This is a genomic window from Legionella rubrilucens, assembly GCF_001468125.1.
GTDB classification, from domain to species: domain Bacteria; phylum Pseudomonadota; class Gammaproteobacteria; order Legionellales; family Legionellaceae; genus Legionella_C; species Legionella_C rubrilucens.
Genome location: NZ_LNYT01000006.1, coordinates 150,656 through 175,313, shown reverse-complemented (window position 1 = coordinate 175,313; position 24,658 = coordinate 150,656). Strand labels below are relative to the sequence as shown.

The following is a 24,658-nucleotide window of genomic DNA, read 5'->3' as shown; positions in this document are numbered from 1 at the left end:
CATGGGCCTATCATCAGGGGAAACGGATTATCAATTAATTCATAGTGCACTTAATGGCAATGACAAAGCCATTAACCAACTGATCTCCCGCTATTACCAAAAAATTACCCTGCAAATCAGACTGCAGGTACAGGATGCTTCCGTTGTCAACGATTTGGTGCAGGACGTCTGCATCAAATTATTTCGCCATATCCAGCAGTTTGATTGCCGATCAAGCTTTAAGACCTGGCTTTATCGCATCATTCAAAACACGGTTAAAAACTATTACCGAAGTCGGCAATTAATGGCTGAGCGAGAGGCGGCCTGTGACTGTCTGCCGTCTGATGCAGTGACCAACCCGGAGGCCCTGTTAATTGAGTTTCAATTAGGAAAACGCCTGGATGTCCTGTTTAGCCAGTTGCCTTTAGGCATGCAGCAATGCTTTCTCCTGCATGTGTTTGGCGGTTTAAGCTATGATGAAGTAGCTGCTTACCTCAATTGTCCGCTCGGCACGGTTCGTTCCCGCATTTGCCGCACCCGCGAGATGCTTTGGACAGGCATTAATAAACCAAATGACAAGAGAAAGCATTAAAAAGCTGTGTTAGAATGGCTGCATCGTGATTAATTCCATAAATCTTCCATGCTTGAAAGTGATCGACTCATCAGCGCGACGCCTGCTGACTCCGAAGAAGCGATTGACCGCGCTATCCGCCCTTTAAGCCTTAAAGAGTACATTGGCCAGGAGGCTGTGCGATCGCAAATGCAGATTTTTATTGACGCGGCTAAAAACCGTCGGGACGCCTTGGATCATGTCCTGATTTTCGGACCTCCTGGCCTCGGTAAAACCACGCTGGCCAATATTATTTCCCACGAACTGGGGGTGAACCTGCGCCAGACTTCAGGCCCCGTATTGGATAAAGCGGGCGATTTGGCCGCTATCCTCACCAACCTTGAAGAAAATGATGTACTGTTTATTGATGAAATTCATCGTCTAAGCCCCCTGATTGAAGAAATCCTTTACCCTGCCATGGAAGATTACAAGCTGGATATCATGATTGGCGAGGGGCCGGCTGCGCGCTCCATCAAACTGGAATTGCCGCCGTTTACTCTGGTCGGAGCAACCACCCGCGCTGGCCTTTTAACGTCGCCACTGCGTGATCGTTTCGGTATTGTGCAACGCCTGGAATTTTATAATATCGATGCCTTAACCCATATTGTTTCCCGTTCCGCGCGTTTGCTGAAAGTTCAAACGGATGAAGAGGGCGCACGTGAAATCGCCATGCGCTCACGGGGGACTCCGCGGATTGCTAACCGGCTGTTGCGTCGTGTGCGGGATTATGCCGAGGTTAAAGGCAATGGCACGATTAACCGCGACATTGCGCATCAGGCTTTGCAAATGCTCGATGTGGATAAACTCGGTTTTGACTTAATGGATAGAAAATTGCTGTTGACTGTCATCGAACGGTTTGGCGGAGGCCCTGCGGGTTTAGACAGCATTGCCGCAGCGATTGGCGAAGAAAAGGGGACAATTGAGGATGTTCTTGAACCTTTTCTTATTCAACAAGGCTATCTCATGCGAACGCCTCGCGGTAGAATAGCGACCAATCTGGCCTACCAGCATTTTGGCCTGCAACCGGTTGAGCATGAGTTGTAAAATGAGTTATCAAAGCTGCTTTCGCGTTTATGCTGAAGACACGGACATGATGGGCATTGTTTATCATGCCAATTTTCTTTGTTTTTTTGAACGGGCGCGAACAGAAATGTTGCGTGAAAAGAATTGGTCATTAACCCGCATGGCGGCAGAGCATGACCGGCATTTTGTCATCAGCGACGTCACGATGCAGTTTCTGCATCCGGCAAAGCTTGATGATTTGCTTTTAGTCCGTAGCGACATTGTTAAGCGAAGTTCTTGCAGTATTTTATTTGAACAAAGCCTGCGAAATCAGCATAATACTCTGCTTTGCGAGGCGCAGGTCAAGATTGTCTGTGTCGACAGTGCAATGAAAATACAGCGTATACCGCCCCATTACAATTAAGAAGAAGTAGACAAGTAGGAGGAATCAACGTGGGTAGCCATGCCAGTGTCTTAGGTTATTTTTTACAAGCCGGTTTGGTGGTTAAAACCGTGATGCTGATTTTACTTTCTGCCTCCATCGTCTCCTGGACATTAATTATCCAGCGAGCATGGTTTTTTAATCGCAAAAAACAGCAGTGCGATCAATTCACCCGCCGTTTCTGGGATAGCAGCGACTTGAGCAAATTGTATGCTGATATTGATAGCCATGCGGAGGACAAACAGGGGATAGCCGCCATTTTCCATGCGGGATTTAAAGAATACGTGCGTGCCAGAAAGCAGGGCGCGGTTGTGCTTGAGCCCATCCAGAGGGTCATGCAAATCAGCCATGCCAAGGAAGCCATGCGGCTTGAAAAACACCTGCCGTTTTTTGCCTCCGTCGGGTCTATTTCTCCCTACATTGGCCTGTTTGGCACCGTATGGGGAATTATGACGTCCTTCCAGGCTTTAGGCCAGGCGCAGCAGGCAACCATTGCCATGGTCGCACCCGGTATCTCTGAGGCGCTGGTGGCTACGGCGTTGGGATTGTTTACCGCGATTCCTGCGGTCATTGCCTATAACCGCTACAGTACCCGTGCCGGTAATCTGCTTGAGCAATACGATCTGTTTCAGGATGAACTGGTGTCGTTGATTGAACAGCAAAGCGCTGTGCCCGTGAGAGGATAAACGATGCTAAGGAAAAAAACCAAATCGTCTCAACCGATCGCGGAAATCAATGTGGTGCCCTACATCGACGTCATGCTGGTTTTGCTGGTTATTTTTATGATTACAGCCCCGATGCTCACGCAGGGCGTCACAGTGGATTTGCCAAAGGCTGCAAGCCAGTCACTGAAACCCACCGAGCGTGAGCCTATCATTGTGTCGGTAAATTTGCGCGGCGATTATTTTTTAAACATCAATACGGCGCCGGATTTGCCCATGGAGCCCAAAGCACTGATGGTCAGGGTGGCTGCCGAGCTTGAATTGGCCAAACAGAATAATCAGCCTGTTAATGTTCTGGTGAAAGGTGATCAGGGTGTACCTTATGGCAAAGTGGTGGGTGCTATGGCCTTGCTGAAGCAGGCAGGAGCTGAACAGGTGGGTTTATTAACCGATTCGTCTGAAGCCATTTCGGAGAACCAAGCATGAGGATTGAACAGAGTTACCGCAAAGCGTTTTATGCGGCTCTGACGCTGCATTTATTTTTAGCCCTTTTATTGTTGACGGAGACGTCCAGCAAACGTCCTGTTCTGATGAATGAGGCAAAAAATACCCCCGGTGAGATGACCCCGATAGAAGCCAATGCCCCGCAGAAGGAAATCGTGAAAGCCGTCAGCGTGAACAACCAGGAAGTCATGGAGACGGTGAATCGTTTAAAACAGCAGCGGGCACAGCAAATCAGAGCTGAGCAGGCGCGCCAGAAAGCCTTGGCGCAACAGGCCGAGCAGGCAAAGCGTGCACGTCTGCAGGAGCAGCAGCGCCTGGCCAAATTAAAAGAAGAAGCAGACAAACTCGCCATTGCCAGAAAGAAGCAGATGGAAGAAGAGCAAAAGCACTTGAAACAATTGGCTTTGCAAAAAGAGCAGGAAGCCAAGCGTCTGGAAGAACTTAAAAAGAAACAGAAAGAGCTTCAGAAAAAACAACAGGAAGAGGCTGCCAAACTGGCTCAGTTGCAAAAGAAAAAGGATGAGGAAAAGGCCAAAGCAGACAAATTAAAGGCCGACCAGGCCGCAGCCGAGGCTCGCAAAAAAGAAGAAGCGGTGAAATTGGCGGCCCAGAAAGCCGCTGCTGAAAAAGCCGCCGCCGAAAAGGCAGCGGCTGAGAAGGCGGCCGCAGATGCCGCCCAGGCTGCGGCCAATCGAGCACGCCTTGCCGGGGAAGTGGATAAATACAAGGCGCTGATTATCAATGCCATTGGCCGTCAATGGATCCTGCCGGATAATGTCGACCGCGGATTGTCCAGTCAATTCAGAATTCGCCTGGCGCCCGATGGCGCGGTCCTTGAGGTAAGTTTAATCCGCAGCAGCGGCGATCCAATTCTCGATCGCTCTGCACAAACCGCGATTTATAAAGCATCGCCGCTGCCGGTACCGACTGATCCGGCAACGTTTGATATATTTCGCGATATCAGTTTAACCGTACGACCAGAAAACGTGAGGGGATAACCGTGTTAAAACGACTGCTAATACTATTTTTCGCTGCCTGTTCGGGTGGTGTCTTCGCACTTGATCTTGAGTTAACCCAGGGGATTAACTCAGCCTTACCCATTGCCATTAATTCCTTTGGCTATGACAGTGCCGGCTCTGAACTGACCACGCTCATTAATCATGATTTGCAGTTGTCTGGCCAGTTTAAAATCATTCCGACACCGCCGGGTTTGCCTGAAGGTACGCAAGGGGTGAGCATTCTTCGCGGCGCTGGCGCTGACAGCGTGTTGACCGGACGCGTCAGCAAACTGGGTTTTAACCGTTATGATGTCAGCTTTGATTTGATTGACGCGGTAGCCAATGGTCGTCTGTTAACCAAAAGTTTCCAGGTGGGCAGCAACGACATCCGGGCTTTGGCGCACCATATCAGCGATTTGGTCTATGAAAAATTGACTGGCGAACGCGGTGTGTTCTCTACCCGCATTGCGTACGTGCTGGTGCAACGCAACAGCGGCCGTCCCCGTTATTCTCTGGAAGTGGCGGATGCCGATGGGTTTAATCCCCAGAGTCTGCTGGTTTCCCCTGAACCGATTATGTCGCCGTCCTGGTCGCCGGATGGACGGCAAATTGCTTATGTGTCATTTGAAAAGAAGAAGGCGCAGATCTTTATTGTTTCTGTTGAAACGGGTAAGCGGCGTCTGGTGACCGATTTCACCGGCATTAACGGGGCGCCCGCCTGGTCGCCTGACGGCAATCAGTTAGCTGTTGTGCTTTCAAAAAGCGGCAGCGCTAAAATTTATACTGTCGACTTGTCTTCAGGCCATTTAAAACAACTGACCTTTGGGGATGCCATTGATACCGAACCTCGTTTTGCTCCCGATGGACGCAGCCTGCTGTTTACTTCCGGACGCGGCGGCTCGCCTCAGGTTTACCGCTTGTCACTGGCCGACGGCAGCGTGTCGCGTGTCACGTATGACGGCAGCTACAATGCGCGTGCTTCCTACACTCCGGATCAACGGCACATTGTCATGCTGCATAAAGAACAGGACAGCCGTTTTAATATCGGCGTTCAGGACGAAAATGGCCGTGTCACGCAGGTGACTTTCGCCACCCTGGATGAATCCCCTTCCATTTCTCCCAATGGACGGCTGATTCTCTACGCCACGCGCCATAATGACAAGGGTGTATTGGGTATCGTTTCTCTCGATGGCCGGATCCACATGCGCTTACCAGCACGTGAAGGCGATGTGCAGGAGCCAGCCTGGTCACCGTTTTTAGGCTAATCAAAACCATTAAAGGGAGTTCCTGTGAAAAAAGGAGTTATTCGTTTTGTTGCCATGGTTGCTTTGTCGGCCGTCGGCACGGCTTACAGTTGGAATGCGACCGGACACCGTCTGGTCGCCCAGATTGCTTACCATCATCTGAAAAAGGAAGCCCGTTCCCAGTATGTTCATTACAACCATGGACTGGATAGCGTGTTTAAATCGCAATCCCTGGTAAATGCCGCACCCTGGATGGACGGGCTGCGTTACATGAATGATTTGTGGCTGCAACCCATGCACTACATCGATATTCCCTATTCGGTCGATGGCACTGAACTGATTCAACCGGATGAAATTAATGCTGTTTACGCCATTGAAAAGGCAAAAAAGGTACTGAAAGATCCCAAGGCCAGCTTTTTTAACAAAGGGTTCAGTTTAAGAATTCTTTTGCATGTGGTGGGCGACATCCATCAACCCTTGCACGCCATCAGCCAATTCAGCGTTCAGCATCCGCAGGGCGATATGGGGGGGAATCTGGTTATTCTGGGTGAAAATTCCGTGGGGCCTAACCTGCATTCGTATTGGGATAACGGCGGTGGTTTTCTTAAAACAGCCAAATTGAGCAACAAACAATTGAATGCCAAGGCGTGGAAGATTGAACAGCGCTGGCCTTGTCATGTCAATGAAATGACCCTTGACGCCAAAGCCTGGAGTCAGGAGTCTTACCAATTGGCGATTGCCAAAGTCTATCAAATTAAAAGCGGCGATAAACCCAGCAATGAATACCAGCAACTGGTTAAGGAAACGGCTGAACAGCGCATTGCCTTAGCGGGTTGCCGCCTGGCGGCTCTGTTAAACAGCCTGATCTAAGCGTCAGGTGTGCAGGCCTGTTACCGGTAAGTCCGTAAATGGGTTACCGGTAGTCTGCAAGCCATTCATTATAAGGTTTTTACTTGTCCGTCTTTAAATACCAGAAAAGCCTTACCATGCTTCGTGGTTATTTTATCTTCAGGAAAGGCGGTCTGAATAACAGCGGGATCAATGTTGCGGCCAAGCCATTCAATACCGCTAATGGTCGCCTGATCAAAACCGCCGTATTTACTGTCAAAATGCAGAGTAAAGGCCTGGGTATAATCGGCAGGCAGCCGCTCATGAATCAATCGGATGGTTTGCGACAGAGGGTAATGATGTGAATTAAGATGGACGGTGGTATCGGCGGTTTCAGCCTGTTCATCAGGAATAAAAACGGCCACGCTTTCCTGGTGCAAGGCTGTCGCCATCTGTTGGGAGAGAGCAAGCACCGTTTCGTCGGTCAGCTTTTGATAAGGCGATGTTGTAAAAATTTTACCATTATCCGCGGTTAGACGGCCGTCACCTGCCATTTGATACATGCCGATGCCGTCCTCACACTGACTCTGCTCCATGTGATGGGCTTGCAGGATGGTGATCATGGTATTTTTCAAATGGCTCTGTGCTTCGCTCAGTAACCGTTGATAGGCTTGTTCCGGTTGAATTATGCCCGTGTTATTGGAGGCGAAAAATGAAACCGATGCCCACCCCGCTGCTGAAAGCATCCTGCAAAACAAGGTCAATCCTATAAAAAAACACATTGATTTAGTCATGATCAGTACTCGTTATTAAGTCTGCAACAGTGTAACAATGCTTTCTTTTCGTGCAAGAATGCACAATTTTGTAATATAGTTACAAAAAATATACCGGAGATAGGCTGATGATGAAACCCAGTCGACGACAAAACAATTGCCATTACGGCTGTGCTGTGGAAGCAGCGCTTGATGTCATTGGCAATAAATGGAAAGGGGTGATTCTCTTCCATCTGCTTTCTGGCACTAAACGGTTTAATGAGCTTCGGCGTTTGATACCCAGCATTACGCAACGCATGTTAACCCTGCAATTGCGTGAACTGGAAAAAGACGAGGTTGTTCATCGTGAGGTTTATGCTCAAGTTCCTCCCCGAGTTGACTATTCGCTGACGGAGTACGGTGCTCAATTAGAACCCTTATTGCTCGCATTGCGAGACTGGGGTCGCCGTTACATGCCTGAAAAAACGGAGTTTACTCAAAAAGCAAAGCCATAGAGAGATGGTTTTCATACCGCCCGTCAATGCGAACCGCATTTTTATGGATACCTTCAATGACAAAGCCAACGTGGTGATAAAGGGCGAGGGCAGCTTTGTTGTGTTCCCGCACCGTGAGCTCAATGCGCGTTAATCCTTTTTCACGGGCTTGTCTGAGGGCTTCAGCCAGCAGGGCTTTGCCCACGCCCATGCCGCGATACGCCTTTCGAACCCCAATCCCCAGTGAACCAATATGAGCAAAAACAGGACGATCAAGTGCTGAAATGTCACACCAGCCGATGACTTCATTCTCATGCAGAGCGATCAGGTGCGGCCAGTTACCTTCCCTGTTCTGTTTGACAAAATCACGGGTCATTTCAAGCGGCGGGCCTTTAAGGAAGGCCAGGTAGCTCTGCTCGCGTGCCACGCTATCGAGAGCAGACCAGTAACTGTCAATGTATTCGTCACGAATAGGGATGATGATAAAGTTCAACATGACGATTAGTTCAGTAATTCCAAAAGGGCGGTGATAAAATAATAGAGTAAAATCAAAACAAACAATGCGATAGAGACAATAGGCAGTAATAATGTGAAAAGACGAATCATCGTCGCGATAAATGCATTGCTGCTTTGATTGGCTGAGCCCCAGAATGCTTTTAATAACCAGATATAAAATCCTACCGCATACAACATCAAAGGCAACAGCCAGAAGTTCTCGAATGTCAATCCGCCCGTGAATAGGGCCGTGAGTATAAGAAGATAAAAGACAACATAGGCCAGACCACCTTCCAGAAGGTAATCCCCTCCCTGACTAAAGAAAATTTGTCCAAACGTTAACTGACCATTCCAGCCTTTTTTTAGATAATTAAACATACCTGATCCATTTACGGGTCTTTTCATAACTATAGACTGTAGTCTGGGGCAGCAAAAGCAAGATACCAAGCATCCCCCGCTAGGCCATACGGGCCAAAAATTCCTGCAGATGCGGTCGGTCGGTTTCACCGATTAAATAATCCTTTAATTTCAACAAAGCCAGTTCATAATCCTGTTGACTAAGAATACCGCGCATGAGTTCAAAGCGAAGAAAAACACAATAGGTATTCAGGACATCGGTTTCACAGTAGTCACGAATGGATTTTAAATTGCCGGCTAAATATTCGTCAAAAACCCGCGCGCCGCTCATCCCCATTTTGCCTGGGAAATTCAACATCGAGGCTATCTCATCCAGGGGCGCAAAGGCCTTGTTCTGATAGGCCGCCAGAATATCCATTAAATCAATGTGTCGATAATGAAAGCGGTTTAGGTAATTATTCCAGCGAAACTGTTGCTGATTATCACCCGTTTCCCAATACGTTGGAGCACTGACGCCATGCAACAGGGCGCGATAATGAAGTACAGGCAAGTCAAAACCGCAGCCATTCCAACTGACTAAGGTCGGGGAGTATTTATCGACGCCTGAAAAAAAACGGGTGATCAGTTCTTTTTCATCTGACTGTTCGTCGCCCAAGGACCAGGTTTTGATTTGGTTGCCCTGGTTGATGACTAAAGAAATGGCAATAATTTTTTGCAGATAATGGGGTAAAAAGTCATGTCCCACCTTGGCACGTCGTAAAGCAAACATGGCTTTTGCGGTGTCTTCGTCCGAAAGTCCCTGCAAATCGTACAGTTTGCGGCCGGCTTCAAGATCGGGAATGGTTTCAATATCAAACACCAGAATACTCATGCGCTAACCTACGGTAATCAAAGAAATAATGGGAAATGCAGAGGGTTGCCATGCTAGTATTCTTTAACACGCGGGAAATTGCAACTGATTCAGTCAATGAATGGACGCCCTCAATGGCAACGCTTGAATTCCGGCTGGGGAGGGCTTGGGACTAAGCAGGCGATGGCTGTTATTAAGACCAGTGCCCCTTTCATGGATGCCCGCCTGCGCGGGCGGGACAATCCATCCTCTGCCTTGCGCGTGAAGGCGGACAACCCATCCGCTGTCTTGCCCGTGAAGGCGGACAACCCATCCGCTGTCTTGCGCGCGAAGGCGGACAACCAGTCGAAACCCGGCAGGGGGATGCTTGGGACTAAGCGGGCGATGGCTGTTATTAAGACCGGTGCCCTTTCATGGATGCCCGCCTGCGCGGGCAGGACAATCCATCCTCTGCCTTGCGCGTGAAGGCGGACAACCCATCCGCTGTCTTGCCCGCGAAGGCGGGCATCCAGTCGAAACCTGAATGCAGCCACCGTAAGACATTCAGCCACGGCAGGGTTTTCTAATTGCGGGCAATGGACCCCTGTTAAATCAACTCATGCCAAGTAAATTTAACGATAAATATTTAAATTGTTCTGTCTTTTTGTTACTAATAGCCGTTTAATTACTTCAATAACCAGAATAATGAAATTAAAGCTGTTGACTCTCTCTTTGGTGTTGGTTTTGGCCGGATGCGCAACCCGCCAACCTTCGGATGTGAATAACGTTTGCAATATTTTTAAACAATACCCCAGTTGGTATCGTGCCAGCAAAGACGTTGAGCGGCGCTGGCGGGTTCCGGTGCCGGTGCAAATGGCCATTATTCATCAGGAGTCCAAATTCGATGCCAAAGCCACGCCGCCCCGTGGTAAATTGTTGTGGATAATTCCCTGGAAGCGTCCTTCCAGCGCCTATGGTTACACCCAGGCTCTGCGTTCAACCTGGGCTTTGTACAAAAAATCACAGGATGGGGGTAATTTCTGGGCCTCCAGAGACAGTTTCACCGATGGGGTGGATTTCATCGGCTGGTATGCTAATCAGGCCAATCGCCGCGCCCATATTCCACGTTATGATGCCTATAATCTTTACCTGGCTTACCATGAGGGCGTAGGCGGCTACCAGCGTAAAACCTACCTTAAAAAGCCCTGGTTGATTCAGGTGGCACGAAAAGTGAAGACCCGAGCTCAGATTTATCAGGCACAATTGAGTCGTTGTTCGGTTCCTGCTTCGCGCCTTTGGTATAAATAATGACCAGAACTAATGACTTTGCTGCGATCTCAGGGTAGGATAGAAGGTTAATTCGATTAGGAGTTAATGAATGCGTTTAATGCTGCTGGGCGGACCGGGTGCTGGGAAAGGCACACAGGCCCTTAAATTAATCAATTACTTCGACATTCCTCAAATATCGACCGGGGATATGTTGCGTTCTGCCATTGCCGCAGGAACTGAACTGGGTAAAAATGCCAAAGCAATCATGGACGCCGGCAAGTTGGTTTCGGATGAGATCATCATTGCGCTTGTGAAGGAGCGCCTGCAACAAAACGATTGCCGTAAAGGGTTTCTTTTTGACGGGTTTCCCCGCACCATCCCCCAGGCGGATGCGTTGAAAACGGCCGGCATCAAACTGGATCACGTCATTGAAATCGCTGTACCTGACAGCGAAATCATTAATCGCATCAGCGGCCGACGGGTGCATGTGGCCTCAGGCCGGGTTTATCATGTGACATTCAATCCCCCCCTTAAAGAAGGACTGGATGATGCGACCGGTGAGCCTTTAATCCAGCGTGCGGATGATTCCGAAGCCACGATTCAGAAGCGTCTGGATGTATACCATCAGCAAACCGAGCCTCTGATTGACTATTACCAGAGTTGGGCCAATACACAGGATCCATTGGCTCCACGATTCCACCGGGTTAGCGGGCTTGGAAGCGTAGACAATATTTTTACCAATATTCTTTCTGCCATCAATGCCAAGGAACTATCATGCTCAAGGACATAGTCAGTGGGGAACAACTGGAAACCCTGGTGACTTCTGAAGACATTGTCTTTATTGATTTTTGGGCCGAGTGGTGTGCCCCCTGTAAAGAATTTGGCAAGGTCTATGCCCGGGTCGCTGAACAGTACCCGGCCATTCAATTCACCCAGATCAATGTGGAATCGGTTCCCGCATTGGCTGAAGCATTTCAGATTCGCTCCATTCCTCACCTGATTGTCTTTAAGCAGGGCATTATCATTTATTCGGAGTCGGGAAACATGCCTGAATCTGCTTTAAAGGAATTGGTTGAGCAGGCATTAGCGGTCGATATGACCGACATTCGCGCAAAAATGGAAGAAGAACGGCAGTCAAAATAGATTTATTTCTGCTTGAGAAGAGAAAGCGTCGTGGCGTCAATGCCTTCCACTTCATAAATTTTTACTGGGTCCTCAAACCCCTTCACCTGGACGCTGGAGTGGCTTTTAATGATCAGATCATTTCCAGTATCCTGAAGCGTGTGTTCGGAAATCAAGATTTGGCCGCCTGAGGTCAGCGACTGGATGCGGGATGATAAATTGACCGCACAACCAATGGCAGTGTATTGCTGCCGCTTGTCTGAACCAATGTTGCCGATAACAGCTATCCCGGTATTGATGCCGATGCCCATCGACAATTCAGGTAATTTATTCTTCCGGGTGTATTCGTTGACGTCTTTCAGTGCCTGCTGCATTTCAATGGCACAGGCGGAGGCGGACAAGGCATGGTTTTCCATGTCCTGCGGGGCGCCAAAAATCACCATGATGGCATCGCCGATGAACGCATTGATGGTTCCGTGGTATTTTTCAATGACAGAGGCCATACGGCAGAAATAGTGATTGAGCAAATCCACCAGCGTTTCAGGCGGTAATGTTCGCGAAATCGAGGTAAAATCCCGCAAGTCACTGAAAAGGACACTTATTTTTCGCTTTTCACCCCCCAGTTGCAGAGGCTTGGGCGAAGCCAGCAATTGTTTAACCACTTCATCAGACATGTACGAACTGAACATTTTCAATAGCAGCTCATTTCGCAGTTCGAGCTTGTTTTTAGCTTCATTCAAGGCAGTATTGGCTTCACGCAAGGATTTTTTTAATTTAGTGACTGTCAACAGGGCCAACTCATCTTCTGCCTGCCGTGCTAATTCACAAAGCAGCTTTAATTCGCCTTCGTTCAAGTGTCGAGGTAACTTGTCGGCCACACACAGCGTACCAATCTTCAATCCCGCTGCATTGCTTAAAGGCACGCCGGCATAGAAACGAATGGGGTTATCCTCGCCAAACACGGCGTATTTATCGGCAAACCGTGAATCCATCAAGATATCCGGAATAATCAGCGGTTCATTTTGCTGGATGGTGTAATGACAAATGGATTCGCTGCGCGCAGACTGATTAATAAAAATGCCGCATCGCGCTTTGAACCATTGACGATGGGCGTCAATTAAGGCGATATAGCCGATAGGCACCCTTAAAAATCCTACAGCCAGATTGACAATGCGATCAAATCGTTCTTCAGGCGGCGTATCCAGAATCTGTAATTCATACAAGGCAGCAAGCCGTTCTTCTTCCAGCTCAACGGGATTTATCATAGTTCCTCACGGCGTAGAATTACTCATTAAAAGACACAGCGCATGGTTTCGCATTATCAAACCCTATCATTATTATATATAGACATATTTCTTAAGGCTGGCGAGAGACGTAAGGCAATAATCGTCAGAAAGGGCTTGACCTTGACGTTACGTCATACCCTAACCTTGGTGCCAAGGAGGAGAAACGATGAAACATTGGCATGCCAAAGCATTCAGTAAACTGGCGAAAGTATCGGTGCGCACACTGCACTACTACGACAGGCTGGGACTGTTAAAACCCAGTCTACGGCAGAATAATAATTATCGTTTGTACTCCGAGAAGGATTTACTCACGCTGCAGCAGATTATTGCGCTTAAATTTTTTGGTTTTGAACTGGCCCAAATCAAGCCGTTACTGGCCAGAGAGGTCAATGTTTTTGAAAACCTGCTCCTGCAGGCAGAGCTTTTACAAAAAAAAGCACAGGCCCTGTTGGAAGCCAAGGCCATTATTAAGGGCATTACCTCCAATTGCAGCGATAGGGAATCCATTCCATGGCAACAAATAATAGAACTTATAGAGGTATTTCATATGACACAACAACTGGAAGACGCCTGGGTTAAAGACATTTTTACGGCGGAGGAATTACGGCAATACGCTGAATTTGAAACAAAAATGAAAGCCGAGTCGACGCCGGAACAACGCGCTGCATTTGAGCAAAGCTGGTTTACTCTGGTTGCAGAGGTAAAAAGCAATCTTCATCAGGATCCGGAATCATCGGCGGGCATTGCCCTTGGGAAGAAGTGGATGGATTGGGTGAATAACCTCTACGGTAAGCAATATGCCCATCTGCGCACCAAAAAATTTGAAAAAGGGTTTGGCGAAGGCAAGGGGCTTTTAGAGCATGGTTTAACCCCTGAGCTCATTGCCTGGATAGAAAAAGCAGTGGATGCCTACTGGCGTCAGCGTCTTCATCAGGTTTTATCCCAGGCAGGCCAGGTCCCTTCAACCCAGATGCTGCGACTCTGGAATGAATTAATGGAGGAAATGTATGGTGATGAAGAGGAGCGAAAGGCGGACATTCCTGCATTAGCATTGCAGGAGCAGGGCTTGAGCCATGAAGCAATAGCCTGGCTTAAAAAAACGTTTAATCACTAAAAAGCCTACGGATTACGGCTTTAGCAGGTCGTAATCCGGGATTGACAGAGAAATGAATCAAGACTCGACGTGAATGATTTTCTCTTGCAGGTATTGCCGTAACGCATCCCTTTCCCGAGCCGAAAACTGCAGACCCAGCTTGCTGCGCCGCCATAAAATGTCATCGCAGGTCTCGGCCCATTCCTGCTCAACCAAATAATCCACTTCCGCCTGATAAAGTCCATGGCCAAAATGGTCGCCTAAGTCGGCAGTTTGATTCAACGTGCTAAGAATCAATTCAGTACGTGTTCCGTAGGTTCTTAAAAGTCGCTCACGAATGCTGTCCTCAAGCCAATAATATTTTTCTCTGGCATGGGTCACGTAAGTTTTATAGTCCCAATCACCGCTTTGGCCTCCAGGCAGGACGGTTTTATTCGACAGGGTGGGGGGAAGGGATGGGAAAATGCCCCTTAATTTATCCACCGTTTCGCTGGCCAGCTGCCGATAAGTGGTTATTTTGCCGCCATAGATAGCCACTGCTGGCGCGGGGTGGGTGGAGTAATGATAGGCATAATCGCGGCTCAACGTCTGAGGTTTTTCTTCATCCGATGACAACAAGGGTCGGACACCGCTCCAGGTCGTTATGATGTCTTCTTTTTTAACCGGCGTGCGGAAGTACAATCGGGTCAGGTCAAGAAGGTAATCCATTTCTTCGGGTGAAATGCTGAAATGGTCCAGATTGTTTTTAAAGACAATATCGGTCGTCCCAATCATGGTATTGCCGTGGTAGGGGATAACAAACACAATGCGTTTGTCCTTGTTCTGTAACAGGTAGGCGTGATTGCCTTCATACAATTTATGCACGACCAGATGGCTCCCTTTGACCAACGACATTTTATAACGGTTGGGGATGTTCAGGCGTTGATTGACCTGTTCAACCCAGGGACCTGCGGCATTGATGACTGCCCTGGCTTTAAAAACCACCTCGCGCTGGCTTTGCAGTTTCACATGCAGGTGCCATCGCTCGTTTTCAACCGTTGCGTTAATCAATTCTGTGCGGGGCAGTACCATGGCGCCATGTGTGCGGGCCTGTAAGGCATTGCTGATGGTTAAACGCGCATCGTCCGTGGCACAGTCGTAGAAAACAAAACCTTTGTGGTATTCCGCGGATAAGGGGGAAAAATAAGACTCATTGATGGCTTGGGAACGTCGGATTAAACGGCTTCGCGGCAAACGGTTTTTTCGGCTTAAGTGATCATAGAGAAACAAACCGGTACGCAATAACCAGGTTGGGCGCATGCTTTGCTCATAAGGTAAGACAAAGGGCAGCGGGTAAACTAAATGGGGAGCAATTTTAAGCAGGGTTTGTCGTTCGTCGAGGGCTTTTTTGACTAAAGAAAAATCATATTGCTCAAGGTAACGCAAGCCGCCGTGAATCAATTTGCTGCTGCTGGAAGACGTTTTGGAGGCCAAATCATCCTTTTCAATTAATAGCACCGACAGGCCGCGCAAGGCGGCATCGGCTGCAATGCCACAGCCGTTAATGCCGCCGCCAATGATGGCCACATCAAAAAACTCATCCATGTTCAGGTCTCCGCAAAAAGCGTATAAAATCTCTTTCTAATTATCACGATAGGGAAGCAGAAAGCAATGAATTATATTCTGGCCATTGATCAGGGAACGAGCAGTACACGCGCCATGCTTTATAATGATCGGTTTGAACTGGTTGCAACCAGCCAATACACCATTACCCAGTATTATCCAGAACCGGGTTGGGTTGAGCATGATCCGGAGGAAATCTGGCAGAAAACCTTAACTGCTCTTCGTGATGTCGCGGGGCAGGCCGAAGGTGGGAAAATTATTGCCTGCGGCATTACCAATCAGCGCGAAACCACACTGCTTTGGGATAAAGAAACCGGAAAGTGTCTATCGCGGGCGATCGTTTGGCAGGACAGGAGAACCCAGGCTTTCTGTGAATCCTTATCCGATTATCAGGGCATGATTCGCGAAAAAACCGGTTTGTTAGTGGATGCTTATTTTTCAGCGACCAAGCTGCATTGGCTGCTCCGGCACACGGAAGGTGTGGAAGCTCTGCTGGCGCAGGAGCGGTTGGCCTTTGGTACCATTGATTCTTTTTTAATCTGGCGTCTGACGAAAGGCAAATCGCATGTCACCGACATCACCAATGCGTCCCGCACCATGCTTTTTAATATTCATGACAAGCAATGGGATGCGGAGCTGCTTAAACTGTTCGCTATTCCCGATGTGTTACTGCCAAACGTGAAAGCCTGCGATGCCTATTATGGGGACATCCATGTTTCTCATCTGGGTTTTACGGTTCCCATTCATGGCGTGGCCGGCGATCAGCAGGCCGCATTGATTGGTCAGCGCTGTTTCACTGAGGGCATGACCAAGGCCACGTTCGGCACAGGCGGTTTTTTATTAATGAACACAGGCGAACAGGCTGTGCTGTCCAATCATCATCTGTTGACGACTATTGCCTATACAATCCAGGGGCAGACCATGTATGGCCTTGAAGGCAGCATTTATCAGGCCGGCACCACGGTCAAATGGTTACGTGATGAGATGAAACTGTTGGTCAATGCGGCTGAAACTGAAGAGTTGGCCAAAAGTCTGCCCAGTAATGAGGGTGTTTATTTAGTCTCTGCGTTTAACGGCATGGGGGCTCCCTATTGGCTATCGACACCCGGCGCGGCCATTTTTGGCTTGTCACGAAACACCACGCGAGCCCATTTTGCCCGCGCAGCGCTTGAAGGGGTATGCTATCAGACCCGGGAAGTGCTGACCTGTATGGAGGAAGACAGCGGCCTGCGTATTTCGCCTTTACGAGTGGATGGGGGGATGACTGTCAATCAATGGTTCCTTCAGTTTTTAGCCTCTCAATGCCAGACGACGGTGCAACGGCCCCATGATATTGAAACCACGGCCCAGGGTGCGGCACTGCTGGCTGCCTTGGGGGTTGGCCACATTGGATCGCTGTCCATGCTTGAAGCCAATTGGCATGCCGAGTTGGAATTTTCACCGGGTAATGAGCGGGAGACTGTCGAGCATGATTTTCAAGGCTGGCTGCATGCCATGCGTATGATTAGGACAGTCTGAAAAAAAAAGAGGTTTAGCCGTGGATAGATTCCCGCTTTGGCGGGAAAAACAGGTTATTTCGTGGGAAAGACAGGGTTAGAGGCACGTTAACTGCCACGCGTCGATTGTTTGTCTCCCGGCCCTGATTGTCATTCCCTGGCCCTTGTTGTCATCCCCCGCGCAGGCGCTTGCTGTCATCGGGGGAATCAGGGATCCTAGGGGACTTGACGCAGTTTTTCGCCGGTGTAAAGCTGGCGGGGTCTGCCAATTTTGGATTTGCTGGCGACCATTTCCATCCAGTGCGACATCCAGCCGACGGTTCTTGCCAGCGCGAAGATCACCGTGTACATGTTGGTTGGAATGCCAATAGCGCTTAAAGTGATGCCGGAATAGAAATCCACGTTCGGGTAGAGTTTCTTTTCGACAAAGTAGTCGTCTTCCAGGGCAATGCGCTCAAGTTCCATGGCCAGTTTGAAGATAGGCGCATCATGGGCACCGACGGCTTCAAGGACTTTATGGCAGGTTTCCCGCATGACTTTGGCGCGTGGATCATAACTTCTGTAAACACGGTGACCAAATCCCATCAGGCGGAAAGGATCGTCTTTGTCTTTGGCACGCTTAATGTAATGGCTGATGTTTTTGATATCGCCGATTTCTTTGAGCATGTTGAGGCATGCTTCATTGGCGCCGCCATGGGCAGGACCCCATAACGCGCCGATACCGGCGGAAATGCAGGCAAAGGGGTTGGCTCCGGTTGAACCGGCCAGGCGGACGGTGGACGTGGAGGCATTTTGCTCATGATCGGCATGCAGGATAAAAATCTTGTCCATGGCATCCACGATTGTGGGATCAGGCACATATTCCTCGGAAGGCACGCCAAACATCATGTGCAGGAAGTTTTCCGCATAAGACATTTTGTTTTGGGGGTACATGTAGGGTTGTCCCACAGAATACTTGTAGCTCATCGCCGCCAGAGTAGGCATCTTGGCAATCAGACGAATAGCCGAAATGTAACGGTCATGCTGATTGGTTAAATCCATGGATTCATGGTAAAAAGCGGACAGGGCACCGACAATACCGACCATAATCGCCATAGGATGCGCATCACGGCGGAAGCCGTCTAAGAACCGATACATCTGCTGATGAACCATGGTGTGATTATTAATGAGGCTGACAAAGCTCTTTTTTTCGTCTGCTGTGGGCAATTCACCGTTCATCAACAGATAGCTGACATCCAGGAAGTCCTTTTTCTCAGCCAGTTGTTCAATGGGGTAGCCGCGGTACAGTAAAACGCCTTCGTCGCCGTCAATGTAAGTAATTTTTGACTCGCAGGATGCTGTAGAAACAAACCCAGGGTCATAGGTAAACGCCCCCACTGATCCTAATTTCTGAATATCGATTACATCCTTTCCAAGAGTTGGCGTGTAGACCGGTAACTCAACGGGAGAATGTCCGTCAAGAATCAGTTGTGCGGTTTTTGTTGTCATTATGTCTCCTTGGTGCTTGGCTTCTTAAGCCTCACGCTTACATCAGTTGCGAAACTATATTAAAACGCACCTTCACAGTCAATTTATCATTGCATTAAATCTTTACAGAAAGAGTTGAGTATAAGGGTGCCAGGACCGTTTTGAAAAGTCGCTCTCCTTTAATCATATCATCACAGGCTATTTTTGCCTGTTTAAGGATAAAAATAGGAAGAAATTCATCCTTAATCACTGTCCTGTTCGCCTGCTGGATTCAAATAAAGGCTGGCTTATGGTATTCTTACACGTTAAATTGAGTGACGTAGCAGACCGGCCAGAAGGAAAGTTTATCTTCCTATGGTCATTTATTCGATGATTGCATAAGGACGCCTCCAAGCCATGGTTTATTTAGCCAAAGAAGTCATACCAGTCAATATTGAAGATGAACTGAAACAATCTTACCTGGATTACGCCATGAGCGTGATTGTCGGGCGAGCGTTGCCCGATGTACGCGACGGCTTGAAACCGGTTCACCGCCGCGTATTGTATGCCATGAGCGAACTGGGCAACGATTGGAACAAACCTTATAAAAAATCAGCCCGTGTGGTCGGGGATGTTATCGGTAAATACCATCCCCACGGCGATACGGCGGTGTATGACACCATTGTTCGTATGGCCCAGCCGTTCTCCATGCGTTACCTGCTCATTGATGGACAGGGTAACTTCGGCTCGGTTGACGGGGATTCTGCAGCCGCCATGCGATACACCGAAGTCAGGATGTCCAAGGTAGCCCATGCGCTGCTGGCCGATCTTGATAAAGAAACCGTGGATTTCAGCCCTAACTACGACGAATCCGAGTTTGCGCCCGTGGTTTTACCCTCCCGCGTGCCGAATCTGCTAGTCAATGGTTCCTCGGGGATTGCTGTGGGGATGGCCACCAATATTCCTCCCCATAATCTCACGGAGGTCATCAATGCCTGCATTGCGCTGATTGAAGATCCGGAGTTAAGCGTTGATGATCTGATGAATCATATTCCTGGCCCTGATTTCCCAACGGCCGCCATTATTAATGGCAAGGCAGGGATTGTTCAGGCTTACCGGACTGGCCGTGGACGAATTTTGATTCGTGCCCGTACCGAAATCGAAACGGAATCCCAGTCCGGACGTCAGGCCATTATTATCAATGAATTGCCTTATCAGGTGAATAAAGCCCGGCTTGTTGAAAAAATAGCCGACCTGGTGCGTGAAAAGAAATTGGAAGGCATCTCAGGTCTTAGAGACGAGTCCGATAAATCCGGGATGCGCGTCGTCATCGAGCTTAAACGCGGTGAGGTTCCTGAGGTCATTCTCAATAACCTCTATGCCCATACGCAGATGCAGAATGTGTTTGGTATTAACATGGTGGCCCTGGTGGATGGACAACCCAGGACGCTCAATCTTAAACAGGTTCTCGAATATTTTATCAAGCATCGCCGCGAAGTAGTAACCCGCCGAACGATTTTTGAGTTAAAGAAAGCCCGCAACCGCGCCCACATCCTCGAAGGATTGGGCATTGCACTGGCCAATATTGATGAAATGATCGATTTGATCAAAAAATCACCCACCCCGCAGGATGCCAAAGAGCGGCTGATGGAAAGAACCTGGAGTCCCGGTCTGGTGAAAGCCATGCTTGACAGCGCCGGCAGCGATGCCTGTCGACCGGATGATCTGGCGCCTGAATTTGGCCTCTTGCCCGATGGCTACCGTCTTTCTGTCAATCAGGCCCAGGCTATCCTTGAATTGCGTCTGCATCGTCTGACCGCGCTTGAACAGGATAAAATCATTGATGAGTTCAAGCAATTACTTCATGAAATTAAAGAATTGCTTAACATCCTTGCTTCGCCCGAGCGCTTAATGGAAGTAATTCGTGAAGAATTTGTCGAAATAAGAAGCCAGTTCGGTGATGAGCGGCGTACGGAAATTACTGCCTCTCAGGAAGACATTACGCTTGAGGATTTAATTACCGAAGAAGACGTGGTGGTGACTTTGTCGCACCAGGGTTATGTTAAATACCAACCCATTTCCGCTTATCAGGCGCAGCGCCGTGGCGGCAAGGGCAAATCCGCGACCAATGTCAAAGACGAGGATTTCATTGAGCGCTTAATTATTGCCAGTACCCACGATACCCTGCTGTGTTTTTCCAACCATGGCAAACTGTACTGGTTGAAAGCCTATCAATTACCGCTCGCAAGCCGTATTTCCCGCGGCAAACCCATTGTTAACATTCTGCCTTTGGCCGAAGATGAAGCCATCAATGCCATGTTGCCGGTGCGGGAGTACCAGGAAGGGTATTTTGTGTTTATGGCCACCCGCCACGGGACGGTCAAGAAAGTGCCGCTTGAAGCGTTCAGCCGACCGCGCTCCACAGGGATTATTGCTGTCGATCTGGACAATGACGATCGTTTAGTCGGTGTGGATATTACCGACGGCAGTAAAGACATCATGTTGTTCACTGATGCGGGTAAAGTCATTCGCTTTGATGAAAAACTGGTAAGACCCATGGGCCGTACTGCCAGAGGGGTCCGCGGTATTCGCCTCGCGGAAGAGCAGTCCGTCATTTCCCTGGTTGTGGCCAAGCCCGAAGGCACCATTCTTACAGCAACAGAAAAAGGTTATGGTAAACGGACGGATGTCGGGGAATACCGCATTTCAGGCCGCGGCGGCCAGGGTGTTATTTCCATTCAGGTCAATGAACGCAATGGCAAAGTGGTGCGTGCCCTGCAGGTCGATGAGGGCGATGAAGTCATGCTGATTACGGATCAGGGGACCCTGGTTCGCTTCCGTGTCAGTGAATTATCGATTATCGGGCGTAACACTCAGGGCGTTCGCCTGATTAATGTCAGTTCGGGTGAGCATGTCGTGGGCATGCAGCGCATCGAGGAAATCAGTGAAGAAGGCGATCAGGATGAAGAAAATTTAGAGCAGGGTAATGAGGTAGAAGAAGACAGCAATGACTAGAGGTTATAATTTTGGCGCCGGGCCCGCGATGTTGCCGGAGCCCTTGTTGGTTGAGGCGCAAAACGAATTACTGGATTGGCAGGGTACAGGAATGTCCGTGATGGAGGCCGGGCACCGCACTCAGGAGTTTGATACCCTGATGAAGCGTGCTGAAAGTAATTTGCGTCAACTCATTGGCATTCCTGATAATTACCATGTGCTTTTCATGGGAGGCGCCGCCCGGACGCAGTTTGCGGTCATTCCCATGAATTTTTTAGGAAAAAAACAATTTGGCGGGTACCTGGTGACTGGTATCTGGTCAGAATTTGCTTTTGACGAAGCAAAGAAACTCAAAGCGGCCTACTGTGTTACCTCGGGTAAATCAGAAGGATTTACCCGTATTCCTACTGCCGATCAGTGGGAAATTAAAAAAGACAGTACCTACATTTACTACACACCGAACGAAACCGTCAATGGCATCCGCTTGCCTGAGCCTCCCAAAACCCATGGTATTCCGCTGATCGCAGACATGACTTCCTGCCTGCTGAGCGAGCCCATTCAGGTGGCGGATTATGATTTGATCTTTGCCGGCGCTCAAAAAAACATTGCCAATTCGGGCTTGACCCTGGTAATTGTGAGTGATCGCCTGCTTGAAACCATCAAAGACCCGGCATTGCCAACCATGCTTGATTACCGCACCTACTCCGAAAGCCATTCCCTATACGCCACACCGCCCACATTTAACTGTTACATGGCGGACAAAATGTTCCAGTGGATACTGGATGAGGGTGGGGTTGAGGCGTTGTATCAGCGCAATTTGGAAAAAGCGAAGCGGCTTTACCACTACATTGATTCGTCTGACTTTTATCAGTGCAAAATTGATCCCCCTTACCGATCCATTGTCAATGTCTGTTTTTCATTAACTCAAAGTGCGCTGGAGGAACTGTTCCTGACTCAGGCAAAAACCCGCGGCCTTCTGGCATTAAAAGGCCATCGCTTTGTCGGAGGATTGCGTGCCAGTATGTATAATTCCATGCCCATGGCGGGTGTTGATGCACTGATTCAATTCATGAGTGATTTTGCTAAGGAACATCCGTTATGAGTGATTTACATTTCATCAGTAAGCCGGTGACTGCCCTGACCGGAGACATTACCGTTCCTGGCGACAAATCCATTTCCCATCGTGCGATTATTCTGGGTGCTATTGCTCAGGGCACAACCACAGTAAGCGGGTTTCTGGAGGGCCATGACTGCATGGCCACACTGAAAGCCTTTCAGGCCATGGGGGTTCGAATCGAAGGACCTGTATCACGACGGGTTGTCATTCATGGGGTTGGAAAACACGGCTTGAAAAAACCGGAAAAACCCATTGATTGCGGGAACTCGGGAACCAGCATGCGCCTGCTGGCCGGGATTCTTGCTGCCCAATCGTTTGATTCTGAACTCGATGGCGATGAAAGTTTAAGGAAGCGTCCGATGGAGCGCGTCAGCCGACCCCTGATGCAGATGGGTGCGGATTTGGTGACAACGGAAGGAAAACCGCCGGTTTATATTCGCGGCGGTCAGCAACTGCGAGGCATTCACTATGAAATGCCGGAAGCCAGCGCCCAGGTGAAATCCTGCCTGTTGCTGGCGGGACTGTACGCCGAAGGGGAAACGACAGTGGTCGAGGCGGGACATACCCGTGATCATACCGAGCGCATGTTGACTACGTTTTCCTACCCCATTCAAAAGCTTGAAAACGGCATCACTGTCAATTCAGAGAGTGAGTGCATCGGTTGTGATATCATTGTTCCCGGCGATATTTCCTCTGCTGCCTTTTTTATCGTGGCCGCGTCCATTATCCCGGGCTCCGATTTGATTATTCGTAATGTGGGTATTAATCCTACACGCACTGGAATTATACAAATATTGGACATGATGGGTGCTAATATTACTATGACGAATAAACGTTTATGCGGTGAGGAACCCGTTGCTGATTTGCATGTAAAATACGCGCCACTGGAGGGAATTGATATTCCCACAGCCCTTGTGCCTCTGGCCATTGATGAATTTCCCGTTATTTTTATTGCTGCAGCCTGTGCCAATGGTCAGACCAGACTTCATGGCGCCAAAGAATTGCGGGTGAAAGAAAGCGATCGCATTGGTGCCATGGTGGAAGGGTTGCAGCGTTTAGGCGTGGATGCTCAGGGTTTTGAAGACGGGGTCTTCATAAAAGGTGGAAAAATTTCAGGTGGTGAAGTGGAAAGTTTTAATGATCATCGTATTGCCATGGCATTCGCCATTGCAGGCGCTGTCGCCGATGGACCAATTACGGTAAGGCATTGCGCCAACGTGGCAACCTCGTTTCCGGATTTTGTTAAAACCTCCAGAGCCATCGCCATGTCGATTGAGGAATACGTTGATGAAGTGCAATAAAATGGTTCCGGTAATTACCATTGATGGGCCAAGCGGTACGGGTAAAGGCACGATTTGTCATATGCTGGCCGATCATTTGAACTGGCATGTGCTTGACAGCGGCGCCATTTATCGGGTGCTTGCCTATGCCTTAAGAAAAAATCGGATTGATTTTAATCAGATTCAGGATATAGTAAAGCTGGCCCATGCTCTCGATGTCCGCTTTGAGACCGACCCTCATCAACAGAGCCGGGTTATTCTGGACGGCGAGGATGTTTATGATCAGTTACGTTCTGAACAGTGTGGTCAGGATGCTTCCGTCATTGCCGCGATTCCTGAAGTAAGGCAGGCGCTTCTGCAACGTCAACGCGCGTTTGCCCAACCGCCGGGATTGGTTACCGATGGTCGCGATATGGGCACTGTGATTTTTCCAGATGCAGTTTTGAAGATTTATTTGGATGCTTCAGCAGAAGAAAGAGCAGCCAGACGATATTTTCAGTTGAAAGAAAAGGGAATTGATGTTAGCCTCGCGCAGGTTGTTGATGAATTGGCTAAACGCGATGCGCGGGATACACAGCGTTCGCATGCGCCGCTCAAACCTGCATCGGATGCAGTGAGGATTGATACAACTGGATTAACGATTGTACAAGTGTTCGATAATGTTTTAAAATTAATCGGACACCATTCGTTTTTTCGCTAAAAAAGCGAACAAGGGGGGAAGTTGAGTGGATTTCATACTTCCATTATTTCACTAAAG

General features: G+C 48.9%; 26 protein-coding genes. 18 read left to right on the top strand and 8 right to left on the bottom strand.

Going from position 1 to position 24,658, the window contains the following annotated elements:
- Position 1: 1 nt before the first annotated feature.
- From Lrub_RS03020 to Lrub_RS02985, 8 genes are read left to right on the top strand one after another with little or no spacing between them, the layout of a single operon-like run.
- Positions 2 to 571, top strand: a complete 570-nt coding sequence (locus Lrub_RS03020; RefSeq protein ID WP_058530727.1) for an RNA polymerase sigma factor — start codon at positions 2 to 4, stop codon at positions 569 to 571.
- Between the two features lie 48 nt (positions 572 to 619).
- Positions 620 to 1,633 (top strand): Holliday junction branch migration DNA helicase RuvB, encoded by a 1,014-nt coding sequence (gene ruvB, locus Lrub_RS03015; protein ID WP_058530726.1) that lies wholly within the window; start codon positions 620 to 622, stop codon positions 1,631 to 1,633.
- Between the two features lies 1 nt (position 1,634).
- Entirely contained in the window at positions 1,635 to 2,015 is a 381-nt protein-coding gene (locus tag Lrub_RS03010; RefSeq protein WP_082651425.1) for a YbgC/FadM family acyl-CoA thioesterase, read from the top strand.
- A gap of 29 nt (positions 2,016 to 2,044) precedes the next feature.
- Entirely contained in the window at positions 2,045 to 2,719 is a 675-nt protein-coding gene (tolQ, locus tag Lrub_RS03005; RefSeq protein ID WP_058530725.1) for a protein TolQ, read from the top strand.
- A gap of 3 nt (positions 2,720 to 2,722) precedes the next feature.
- Complete coding sequence (gene tolR / locus Lrub_RS03000; protein WP_058530724.1) at positions 2,723 to 3,181, top strand: protein TolR; 459 nt, start codon at positions 2,723 to 2,725, stop codon at positions 3,179 to 3,181.
- Positions 3,178 to 4,197, top strand: a complete 1,020-nt coding sequence (gene tolA / locus Lrub_RS02995) for a cell envelope integrity protein TolA (RefSeq protein WP_058530723.1) — start codon at positions 3,178 to 3,180, stop codon at positions 4,195 to 4,197. Before tolR ends, tolA begins: the two co-directional genes overlap by 4 nt.
- Before the next feature lie 2 nt (positions 4,198 to 4,199).
- The gene (tolB, locus tag Lrub_RS02990; RefSeq protein ID WP_058530722.1) at positions 4,200 to 5,462 is read left to right on the top strand and encodes a Tol-Pal system beta propeller repeat protein TolB; all 1,263 of its coding nucleotides are present in this window, start codon (positions 4,200 to 4,202) and stop codon (positions 5,460 to 5,462) included.
- A 24-nt stretch (positions 5,463 to 5,486) separates the two neighbouring features.
- Positions 5,487 to 6,311 carry a S1/P1 nuclease gene (locus Lrub_RS02985; RefSeq protein WP_082651424.1) on the top strand — a complete coding sequence of 275 codons (825 nt, stop codon included), beginning with the start codon at positions 5,487 to 5,489 and terminating at the stop codon, positions 6,309 to 6,311.
- 68 nt (positions 6,312 to 6,379) lie between these two features.
- Here Lrub_RS02985 and Lrub_RS02980 read toward each other — a convergent pair whose 3' ends face one another.
- Positions 6,380 to 7,063: a hypothetical protein gene (locus Lrub_RS02980; protein WP_133134079.1), complete on the bottom strand. Its 684-nt coding sequence runs from the start codon at positions 7,061 to 7,063 to the stop codon at positions 6,380 to 6,382.
- A gap of 107 nt (positions 7,064 to 7,170) precedes the next feature.
- Here Lrub_RS02980 and Lrub_RS02975 point away from each other — a divergent pair, with 107 nt between their 5' ends.
- Positions 7,171 to 7,536, top strand: a complete 366-nt coding sequence (locus Lrub_RS02975; protein WP_133134078.1) for a winged helix-turn-helix transcriptional regulator — start codon at positions 7,171 to 7,173, stop codon at positions 7,534 to 7,536.
- On the opposite strand, the gene Lrub_RS02970 is transcribed toward Lrub_RS02975, so the two are convergent.
- The 4 genes from Lrub_RS02970 to Lrub_RS02955 form a co-directional block, all read right to left on the bottom strand.
- Positions 7,514 to 8,011, bottom strand: coding sequence for a GNAT family N-acetyltransferase (locus tag Lrub_RS02970; RefSeq protein WP_202813743.1), 498 nt, complete (start codon positions 8,009 to 8,011; stop codon positions 7,514 to 7,516). The genes Lrub_RS02975 and Lrub_RS02970 overlap by 23 nt on opposite strands.
- 5 nt (positions 8,012 to 8,016) lie before the next feature.
- A complete protein-coding gene (locus Lrub_RS02965) occupies positions 8,017 to 8,388 on the bottom strand; it encodes a hypothetical protein (RefSeq protein ID WP_058530720.1) in 372 nt (123 codons plus the stop codon).
- 79 nt (positions 8,389 to 8,467) lie between these two features.
- Entirely contained in the window at positions 8,468 to 9,238 is a 771-nt protein-coding gene (locus tag Lrub_RS02960) for a 3'-5' exonuclease (RefSeq protein WP_058530719.1), read from the bottom strand.
- A 110-nt stretch (positions 9,239 to 9,348) separates the two neighbouring features.
- Positions 9,349 to 9,768, bottom strand: coding sequence for a hypothetical protein (locus Lrub_RS02955; RefSeq protein WP_058530718.1), 420 nt, complete (start codon positions 9,766 to 9,768; stop codon positions 9,349 to 9,351).
- 133 nt (positions 9,769 to 9,901) lie between these two features.
- Here Lrub_RS02955 and Lrub_RS02950 point away from each other — a divergent pair, with 133 nt between their 5' ends.
- From Lrub_RS02950 to Lrub_RS02940, 3 genes are all read left to right on the top strand, one after another.
- Positions 9,902 to 10,504: a transglycosylase SLT domain-containing protein gene (locus Lrub_RS02950; RefSeq protein ID WP_058530717.1), complete on the top strand. Its 603-nt coding sequence runs from the start codon at positions 9,902 to 9,904 to the stop codon at positions 10,502 to 10,504.
- 70 nt (positions 10,505 to 10,574) lie between these two features.
- Positions 10,575 to 11,255: an adenylate kinase gene (gene adk / locus Lrub_RS02945; RefSeq protein ID WP_058530716.1), complete on the top strand. Its 681-nt coding sequence runs from the start codon at positions 10,575 to 10,577 to the stop codon at positions 11,253 to 11,255.
- Complete coding sequence (locus Lrub_RS02940) at positions 11,240 to 11,608, top strand: thioredoxin family protein (protein WP_058530715.1); 369 nt, start codon at positions 11,240 to 11,242, stop codon at positions 11,606 to 11,608. The genes adk and Lrub_RS02940 overlap by 16 nt, the downstream gene beginning before the upstream one ends.
- Before the next feature lie 2 nt (positions 11,609 to 11,610).
- Here the strand turns inward: Lrub_RS02940 and Lrub_RS02935 are convergent, their stop codons facing one another.
- Positions 11,611 to 12,852, bottom strand: a complete 1,242-nt coding sequence (locus tag Lrub_RS02935) for an adenylate/guanylate cyclase domain-containing protein (RefSeq protein WP_058530714.1) — start codon at positions 12,850 to 12,852, stop codon at positions 11,611 to 11,613.
- Positions 12,853 to 13,039: 187 nt separating this feature from the next.
- Here Lrub_RS02935 and Lrub_RS02930 point away from each other — a divergent pair, with 187 nt between their 5' ends.
- Entirely contained in the window at positions 13,040 to 13,987 is a 948-nt protein-coding gene (locus Lrub_RS02930) for a MerR family transcriptional regulator (RefSeq protein ID WP_058530713.1), read from the top strand.
- 57 nt (positions 13,988 to 14,044) lie between these two features.
- Here the strand turns inward: Lrub_RS02930 and glpD are convergent, their stop codons facing one another.
- Positions 14,045 to 15,550, bottom strand: coding sequence for a glycerol-3-phosphate dehydrogenase (glpD, locus tag Lrub_RS02925; RefSeq protein ID WP_058530712.1), 1,506 nt, complete (start codon positions 15,548 to 15,550; stop codon positions 14,045 to 14,047).
- Positions 15,551 to 15,616: 66 nt separating this feature from the next.
- Between glpD and glpK the strand changes: the two genes are divergently transcribed.
- Positions 15,617 to 17,086, top strand: a complete 1,470-nt coding sequence (glpK, locus tag Lrub_RS02920; protein ID WP_058530711.1) for a glycerol kinase GlpK — start codon at positions 15,617 to 15,619, stop codon at positions 17,084 to 17,086.
- Between the two features lie 194 nt (positions 17,087 to 17,280).
- Here glpK and gltA read toward each other — a convergent pair whose 3' ends face one another.
- Positions 17,281 to 18,552 carry a citrate synthase gene (gltA, locus tag Lrub_RS02915; protein WP_058530710.1) on the bottom strand — a complete coding sequence of 424 codons (1,272 nt, stop codon included), beginning with the start codon at positions 18,550 to 18,552 and terminating at the stop codon, positions 17,281 to 17,283.
- A 375-nt stretch (positions 18,553 to 18,927) separates the two neighbouring features.
- On the opposite strand from gltA, the gene gyrA reads away from it, so the two are divergent.
- The 4 genes from gyrA to cmk are packed head-to-tail and all read left to right on the top strand — an operon-like array spanning position 18,928 to position 24,601.
- Positions 18,928 to 21,525, top strand: coding sequence for a DNA gyrase subunit A (gene gyrA, locus Lrub_RS02910; protein ID WP_058530709.1), 2,598 nt, complete (start codon positions 18,928 to 18,930; stop codon positions 21,523 to 21,525).
- A complete protein-coding gene (gene serC, locus Lrub_RS02905; RefSeq protein ID WP_058530708.1) occupies positions 21,518 to 22,606 on the top strand; it encodes a 3-phosphoserine/phosphohydroxythreonine transaminase in 1,089 nt (362 codons plus the stop codon). Before gyrA ends, serC begins: the two co-directional genes overlap by 8 nt.
- The gene (gene aroA, locus Lrub_RS02900; protein ID WP_058530707.1) at positions 22,603 to 23,922 is read left to right on the top strand and encodes a 3-phosphoshikimate 1-carboxyvinyltransferase; all 1,320 of its coding nucleotides are present in this window, start codon (positions 22,603 to 22,605) and stop codon (positions 23,920 to 23,922) included. Before serC ends, aroA begins: the two co-directional genes overlap by 4 nt.
- A complete protein-coding gene (cmk, locus tag Lrub_RS02895; protein ID WP_058530706.1) occupies positions 23,909 to 24,601 on the top strand; it encodes a (d)CMP kinase in 693 nt (230 codons plus the stop codon). The genes aroA and cmk overlap by 14 nt, the downstream gene beginning before the upstream one ends.
- The last annotated feature ends 57 nt before the right edge of the window (positions 24,602 to 24,658 follow it).